Here is a 7,468-nt window from a genome sequence, read left to right on the forward strand (position 1 = left end):
TAAATTTTATGAAGCAGCTAAAAAGATAAAAACTAGGCTTTTAAATGATGACGTCATTAAAAAGCTAGGACTTAAACAAAATGAATATGAAGGCTTCGTAAAAGCTATCGATGGCCATTTAGATATAGATAGATACTACTTAGCTTTTATAAATAGAACTGAAAGCTTTAAAAAATACCTGCCAAACATAGTTAGAATTAACTATAAATGCTTAATTTATAATATAAAAACCTATATGAAAGATTGGCAAGATATGCAAGGTTTTAATGAACTAAAGGAGCGTTATAAAACAGATAAGATATCTCTAGCAAATGATCATATATCGTTTGGCTCAATAAAAATAACAAAGCAAGAGCTATATGGTCAAGGACTTGATAAGAACTTTGGAGGAGTGGGGCAATCAAAACAACAATCAAGTGAGATAAAAGCTATAGAGCAAAACGTAAAGTCAGGATATGATGGTTTGGGAAGGTAAATTATCGTAAGCTGTTATAGAAGCCAAATTATTAGCATTGTATCTTCTTGGCCATCTCTCACCCCATAAATCCAAACGGCAATGCAAACATATCGTCATCTAGCTTTACAGCCATATCTCCGGCGTAAAATACTATGCCTTTATCAAATTTACTTTGCAAATTCTCTTTTAAGTGGTAGATATGTCTAAAGTCATCTTTGCTGATAGTTTTTGAGGATTTGACCTCTATGGCTATGAGCCTACCTGATATCTCAAGGATAAAGTCTATCTCTTTTTGATCGCTCGTTCTATAGTAGTATATGTTTGCTCTTTTTTTGCTACTTGTATTTGCCTTTAGTAGTTCATCAAATACAAACGTCTCATATATGGCACCTTTATAAGGAGAATTTGTAAGCTCTTGCGCTGAAGAAATTTGCAGTAGATGCGCTAGCACCCCTGTGTCAGTAGCAAAAATTTTAGGAGTTTTTATGAGCCTTTTTAGAGCGTTGTTAAAATAGGGCTGTAGCTTTTGGATCTGATAAGTATGCTCAAGCACGCTAAAGTAGCTATCAAAGGTCTTATTATCAAGCCCAGACTCTAGGCATAGCTCGTTTTTGTTAAAGATGTTGCCGCTTCTTAGCATACATAGGCGGTACATAGTGATAAATTTATCCATATTTCTAATGTTGCCTATCTCTTTGGCGTCTGATTCTATATATGTTCTTATATACGAGCTAAACCAGAGATATTTTGATTTTTCAGAGCTTATCTTTGTGATCTCCGGGTAGCCACCGTTTATGATCTTTTCAGATAAACCGTCGTTGTTATACTTCTTTAGCGAAAGATGGCTTATATCGCCACTTAAAATATCTATCAAATTTTCATTACTATGACTTAGCTCTTTTTGAGAAAGTGGGTAAAGTTCTACTATGCCTATCCTTCCAGCCAAAGAGTCTGATATATCTTTAAAGCCCTTTAAATTTGCAGAACCGGTTAATACAAACTGCCCATTTGTTCTATCTTTATCTATAAATTCTTTTATAGCTAAAAGCAGTATAGGTACTCTTTGTATTTCATCTATCACGATAGGCTTATTACAGTGCTCTATAAAGCCTTTAGGGTCGTTTCTTGCGGATTCATATATGTTTATGTCGTCAAGCGTTATGTAGTTTGGTATCTCTAAATTTAAAGCAAGGGTTGATTTGCCTACCTGCCTGGCTCCGCTTATCAAAAGCACTGGAAAGCTTTTCATATACTCTTTTATTTCGTCGCTTATGGCTCGTTTGATGTACATAGTATTTTATCCTTAAATATTTAGGAGTATAATACTACAATATATATAAATTTACAAGGATGGTTTGGTTAAGATAATTGTATATTTAAATTTAATTCGAACTAAAACTGGCAAGACTAAGTCAGTCACTGTGATTTTCCATCACACTGAGTATTTTATTGGTAGAGTTTTAAGAAATATCACCTCAGATTTTCATATTGACAAATGGTAGTCAAATTTTACCTCAAAAGGAGCAGCACAATAACCATTTTTTGGAATATTGCACAGGCTCTTTTATACTGCAACCTAACTTCCCAATAAATTTTTTACCTCATAACTTTATCCAGTAGCGATTTATAGCTATCCACTACGTCATAGACCACGCTATCATTGCTTATAGCCTTAAAATGCTCCTTTGCGCAGTGGATTTTGGACTCTTCGACTTGGCGAAGTTGCATAGAATTCATAGACCCTTTAGTCTCCGCAACAAAATAAATATGCTTAATATCTCCCTCATAAAATGCAATCGCCCTAAAAAGACAAACCTCTCCAGATACATCAGTCATACATATAGACGAATTTAAAGGAAATATAGAAAAAGAGAAATATCAGCTAGCGATGTATGATAAAAACCGTAAACTAGTAGATATATTAAGAAATAGACATTCACAAACAATAAAAAATATAATAAACGAATTTGAAATACAACCACAAGTAGTTGTAATGGATATGTTTAAGCCATTTAGAAGCGTAATAAATAGTAATATAGTTCAGGCCCAAATAGTAGCAGATAAATATCATGTAATAAGACAAGGGATATGGGCATTAAGAGATTTAAGAGTAGAATTATTTAACAAAGACAATGAAAAGTATAAGAAGTTAAAAAAATATTGGAAAATACTAAGTAAAAGCCCAATAAGTCAGTTTAGTCAAAGACAAAAAGAGATATTAAAAGAGATATTAAAAGTAGATAAGACATTGAAAAAGATGTATAGAATAATAAAAGAATTTTACAAGATGTTTGAGAGCAAGACAGTAAAGACAATGAGAAGGAGAATAGAGCAATTAATTGAAAAATTGAGAGTATTTAATATAAAGCAAAGTATAAAACTAGCAGATACAATAACAAGTTGGAAAAAAGAGATAATAAATATAGTAGAATATAAAATAAACAATGGGTTTGTAGAAGGAAATAACAACAAAATAAAAGTAATAAAAAGAGTATCTTATGGACTAAGAAACTATGAAAGATTTAGAAAATTGATATATTTACGTCTTTGCAATAGATAGAGGTGTTTTTACACCCCCCCCCACTATTGACAAAGAACCATAATAAATTTTATCCGCTCTATAAATTTAAAAATTAAATACCCTTTTTAAATACATTTAAAAGAAAAATTTATATATGATCCTAAGATAAAAAATTAATAATTATACTTAAGGAGCAAACATGCGAATTCCTATTCGCTACGGCAAAGATGATATCATCGACCTAAGCGTTCCGGAAAAAAATTTACTGGGAGTTTTTAACCCCAACCCCGTGGCTAAATTCGACGAAACGGCACTCATCGCAAAGGCTCTGGCAAATCCGATAAATCAAAAAAGCTTTGATGAGTTTATCGCTGGCGACGAAAAGATCGTCATCATCGTAAACGACGGCACGAGACCTACGCCGACGGCAAAAGTTTTAAAGCAAATTTACCCAAAAATCCGCGATAAAAATAAAATTTTCATCATCGCCACAGGCTGCCATAGAGAGGGCACGCTAGAAGAGTACGAGATGATATTCGGCAAAGAAATTTACGCCGAGCTTAACGCTAAAAGCGAAATATGCGACCACGACTCGAAAAAAGACGAAATGAGCTATCTGGGCGAGTCCAAAAACGGCACGCAGATGTATCTAAACAAAATCGTAGCCAAAGCAAAAAAAGTGATCGTCATAGGCTCGGTCGAGCCGCACTATTTTGCAGGCTATACGGGCGGACGAAAGGCGTTTTTACCCGGCGTCGCCAAATACGAAACTATCGAGCAAAACCACAAACTAGCCCTTAGCGCCGATGCTCAGGCGCTGCGCTTAGAGGGCAACCCCGTGTATGAAGATATGATCGACGCGATGAAGGTGCTCGCGCACATCGACGTTTTTTCGATCCAGACGGTGCTTGACAGCGAACACGGCGTGTATTACGCGAGTGCCGGACACCTAAACGACAGCTTTTATGACTGCATAAAAAAGGCAGACGAGGTCTTTTGCGTAAATATTCCGCGCAAGGCAGATATCGTGATCTCGGTCGCGCCCTATCCGATGGACGTCGATCTTTATCAGGCACAAAAAGGGTGCGGACGCAAAAATAGTCATCTTGCCGTTTGGCTCTATGACTGTGCCTAAGGTTTAAGTATGGCTAAAATTTTATACTATGATGCTAGCTGTGGCATCAGCGGCGATATGAATTTAGGCGCACTGGTGGATCTGGGCGCGGATTTTAGCTATCTTTGCGCCGAGCTTGCTAAGCTAAATTTAGCTAGCGAATTTTACCTACGCAAGCGCAAAGTGCTAAAATGCGGTATCTCTGCAACCAAAATAGACGTCGTTTGCGCGGCAAATCCGAGCCAAATTCCGCTTGGCCTCTTAGGCGCTAAATTTAGCCCGCGTCAAAATTTAAACGGCAAAATTCACGGCGCCGAATTTAGAGCGGATAAGTCCGCCCAAAACCATCCGCGTCCGCGAAATTTCACGCAAATTTTAGAGCTTATCGAGGGTTCTAGCCTAAGCGCTTTCGTAAAAAAAACGGCAAGCGAAATTTTTAGCGTTATCGCGCAGGCCGAGGCCAAAATCCACGGCACTAGCGCAGAGCAAGTACATTTCCACGAAGTGGGCGCCGCGGACAGCATCGCGGACGTAGTGGGTGCGGCTATTTGTTTGGAGGCCTTGGGTGCGCCGCAAATTTTTGCTTCGCCTATCGAGCTTGGCGGCGGTTTTGCGCACTGCGCTCACGGCAGGCTGACCGTACCGGCGCCTGCGGTTTGCGAAATTTTAAAAAGCGCGCAAGTAAGCCTAGGGCGAGCGAATTTCGAGATGACTACGCCCACAGGAGCGGCGATTTTAAAGGCCTGCGCACTAAATTTAAGGGAGCAAGACCGCCGCGAGTCGCCGCGAAATTTTAAAATTTTAAGCACGGGCTACGGCGCTGGCGATAAAGACATCGCAGATTTTGCCAACGCGCTTCGCGTGATACTTTGCGAAACGAGCGAGGATTTAGGCTTGAGAGATGAGCCAAATTTGAGCGTGCAGATCGGCTATGGCGAGCTTTGCGAGCGGATTTTAATCTCCACTAATATCGACGACATGGACGCCGAGAGCTTTGCCTTTGCGTGCGATATTTTGCGAGATAGCGGCGCGCTGGACGTATTTAGCAGGTCTATTTTTATGAAAAAGGGGCGCGCGGGCTTTGAGCTAAACGCGCTGTGCCGCAAGCAGGACGCCGCGCGGATAAAGGGGCTAATTTTCGCGCATACGACGGCGATCGGAGTTAGAGAGTGCGCTGTGAGGAAAACGGAGCTTGCGCGCGAGTTTTGCGAGGTAGAGACTAAATACGGCAAAATAAGGCTTAAAATTTCGCGCGGCCGAGTTTGCGGTTTTAACGCCGAACAAAATTTAACGGACGAAAATTTAGCCCGAAATTACCCCGAAATTTTAAAAATCAAGCCCGAATTCGAGGACTGCAAAAAAGCTGCGCAGAGATTTCAAACGACGATTCGCGAGGTTAGAAACGAGACTTTAAAAAAGTATGACGAAACTAGAAATTCTAAAAAATGATATAAAAAAGCTAGGAAATTTAGCCATTGCTTTTAGCGGCGGCGTAGATAGCTCATTACTGCTAAAGGTCGCTGCAGACGTGCTTGGCGAAAATACACTAGCACTCACGGTAAAATCGCCCTATATGTCTTTGCGCGAGATAGACGAGGCGGCAAAATTTGCTAAATTTTATGGCATCAGGCACGAGATATTTGAGGTGGGTATCGCCGATGAGATAAAGCTTAATCCGCAAAATCGCTGTTATCTTTGCAAAAAAGCAGTTTTTTCAAGGCTTTTTGCTCGTGCAAAAGAGCTTGGTTTTACAAATTTGGCTGATGGCACGAACAAAGACGATCTTGGCGAATATCGCCCAGGTTTAAAGGCAAAAGAGGAGCTTGGCGTGCTTTCGCCTCTAATAAATTTACGTAAATTTGAGATCCGCGAGCTCTCACGCGAGCTAAATTTAGCAACAGCAGAAAAGCCAAGCTACGCATGCTTGCTAACTCGTTTGCCGCATGAAAAAGAGATAAGCGTAGATGAGCTAAATTTAGTAGAAGCGGCTGAAAATTTACTGATAAAAAGCGGTTACGAAAATGTGCGAGCAAGGCTTGATGATAGAAAAATGAAGCTGCAAATGCCATTTTCTAGCATGCAAAACTTTTTAAATGACGTGAAATTTAAGTTTATCGTTAAAGAGCTAGTCGCACTTGGCGCGGCAGAGGTGACGCTTGATCTAAAGGGGCTTAGAGAGGATGTTTTGGCATGAGCGAGACTGAAATTTTAGAATTTATTGCTGGTATAAAAAACGGCAAGATGAGCGAGCAAGATGCGCTAAAGTATCTAAAAAACTACCCATTTAACGACATCGGATGTGCTAAGATCGACACTCAGCGCGCTTTGCGAAATGGCACTGGTGAGGTGATATATGGGGCAAATAAAACAGATGATGAAATTTTGCAAATCGCTAGTGCGATCGGCGAAAAAAATGAAAATATCTTAATCACAAGAACAAATGAGAGTGTTTTTAAACGCATTTGTGAGATCTTTCCGCAGGCAAATTTTAACGCTCGTGGCAGGGTGATCAGCGTCAAATTTAAAGAGCCCGCACCTACAAAAAGCTACATCGCGATAGTCTCTGCTGGCACTGCTGATGGCGCAGTCGTGGAAGAGGCCTATGAGACGGCAAAATTCTTAGGCAATGACGTGAGAAAATTTACCGATGTCGGCGTGGCAGGGCTACATAGGCTGGTCGCAAAGCTTGACGAGATACGCGCCGCAAAGGTCGTGATTGCCGTTGCTGGCATGGAGGGCGCACTTGCTAGCGTGCTAGCTGGGCTTGTAAGCTCTCCAGTGATCGCAGTGCCTACTAGTGTGGGATACGGGGCAAATTTTGGCGGAGTTGCGGCACTGCTAGCCATGCTAAATAGCTGTGCAAATGGCATAAGTGTCGTAAATATCGACAACGGATACGGCGCTGCATATAACGCAAGCCTGATAAATCATTTGTAATTTTATGCTTGTAGCACTGAAAAATAGACTAAATTTAAAGAAAAAGCGTTGCGAGAGTTAAATTTAAGCTGGAGAAAAGAGGCTTTAGCAAAAAGAGAAAGTTTGCGGTCGAGGCTAGCATTTTTAGCTGTGGCTGGTGTGATCTTAGTAACTGAAATTTACATCGCAGTTTGCGTAAAGGGTGGCTTTGTGCGGCACTACGCGGGCGACGTTTTGGCTGTTATCTTGCTTTACGCTTTGGCAAGGGCTATTTTTAGCGTGACGCCATCAAATTTGCCGCTTAAAATTTTTGCTTTTGCGGCGGCTTTGGAAATTGCGCAGTATTTTGGAGTGGTGCAAATTTTAGGCATAGAAAATAAAATTTTAAAGATAATGATCGGCGGGACGTTTGATCTTACCGATCTACTCTGCTACGCGGCTGGCTGTATTTTAGCGGGCG

The 7,468-nt window shown here is 40.3% G+C and carries 7 protein-coding genes and 2 pseudogenes; 7 read left to right on the forward strand and 2 right to left on the reverse strand.

Annotated features, from left to right (window positions below):
- Positions 1-475 (forward strand): annotated as a pseudogene (locus tag CYP05_RS01530) (aminotransferase); the annotation flags it as partial.
- 58 nt (positions 476-533) lie between these two features.
- On the opposite strand, the gene CYP05_RS01535 reads toward CYP05_RS01530, so the two are convergent.
- Complete coding sequence (locus CYP05_RS01535) at positions 534-1,748, reverse strand: ATP-binding protein (protein ID WP_103641784.1); 1,215 nt, start codon at positions 1,746-1,748, stop codon at positions 534-536.
- Between the two features lie 305 nt (positions 1,749-2,053).
- On the reverse strand, positions 2,054-2,293 hold the full coding sequence (locus CYP05_RS01540) for a hypothetical protein (protein WP_087580539.1): 240 nt from the start codon (positions 2,291-2,293) through the stop codon (positions 2,054-2,056).
- 4 nt (positions 2,294-2,297) lie between these two features.
- Between CYP05_RS01540 and CYP05_RS01545 the strand changes: the two genes are divergently transcribed.
- The 6 genes and pseudogenes from CYP05_RS01545 to CYP05_RS01570 all read left to right on the forward strand — a co-directional run.
- Positions 2,298-3,017, forward strand: a complete 720-nt coding sequence (locus tag CYP05_RS01545) for a transposase (protein ID WP_083827858.1) — start codon at positions 2,298-2,300, stop codon at positions 3,015-3,017.
- 160 nt (positions 3,018-3,177) lie between these two features.
- Positions 3,178-4,059: pseudogene (gene larA / locus CYP05_RS01550) on the forward strand (nickel-dependent lactate racemase); the annotation flags it as partial.
- Positions 4,060-4,122: 63 nt separating this feature from the next.
- Positions 4,123-5,541 (forward strand): nickel pincer cofactor biosynthesis protein LarC, encoded by a 1,419-nt coding sequence (gene larC, locus CYP05_RS01555; RefSeq protein ID WP_009295502.1) that lies wholly within the window; start codon positions 4,123-4,125, stop codon positions 5,539-5,541.
- The gene (gene larE, locus CYP05_RS01560; RefSeq protein ID WP_103641786.1) at positions 5,513-6,286 is read left to right on the forward strand and encodes an ATP-dependent sacrificial sulfur transferase LarE; all 774 of its coding nucleotides are present in this window, start codon (positions 5,513-5,515) and stop codon (positions 6,284-6,286) included. The genes larC and larE overlap by 29 nt, the downstream gene beginning before the upstream one ends.
- Positions 6,283-7,029, forward strand: a complete 747-nt coding sequence (gene larB, locus CYP05_RS01565; RefSeq protein ID WP_103638872.1) for a nickel pincer cofactor biosynthesis protein LarB — start codon at positions 6,283-6,285, stop codon at positions 7,027-7,029. Before larE ends, larB begins: the two co-directional genes overlap by 4 nt.
- Before the next feature lie 102 nt (positions 7,030-7,131).
- Positions 7,132-7,468, forward strand: a 337-nt coding sequence (locus CYP05_RS01570; RefSeq protein WP_181001144.1) for a DUF2809 domain-containing protein, incomplete at its 3' end; no start/stop codon positions are given.

Source organism: Campylobacter concisus (genome assembly GCF_002913545.1).
Taxonomy (GTDB): domain Bacteria; phylum Campylobacterota; class Campylobacteria; order Campylobacterales; family Campylobacteraceae; genus Campylobacter_A; species Campylobacter_A concisus_AV.

Coding starts and splice junctions, on each gene's coding strand:
- CYP05_RS01535 (WP_103641784.1), bottom strand. CDS start 1,748: ATGTACATCAAACGAGCCATAAGCGACGAAATAAAAGAGTATATGAAA.
- CYP05_RS01540 (WP_087580539.1), bottom strand. CDS start 2,293: ATGACTGATGTATCTGGAGAGGTTTGTCTTTTTAGGGCGATTGCATTT.
- larC (WP_009295502.1), top strand. CDS start 4,123: ATGGCTAAAATTTTATACTATGATGCTAGCTGTGGCATCAGCGGCGAT.
- larE (WP_103641786.1), top strand. CDS start 5,513: ATGACGAAACTAGAAATTCTAAAAAATGATATAAAAAAGCTAGGAAAT.
- larB (WP_103638872.1), top strand. CDS start 6,283: ATGAGCGAGACTGAAATTTTAGAATTTATTGCTGGTATAAAAAACGGC.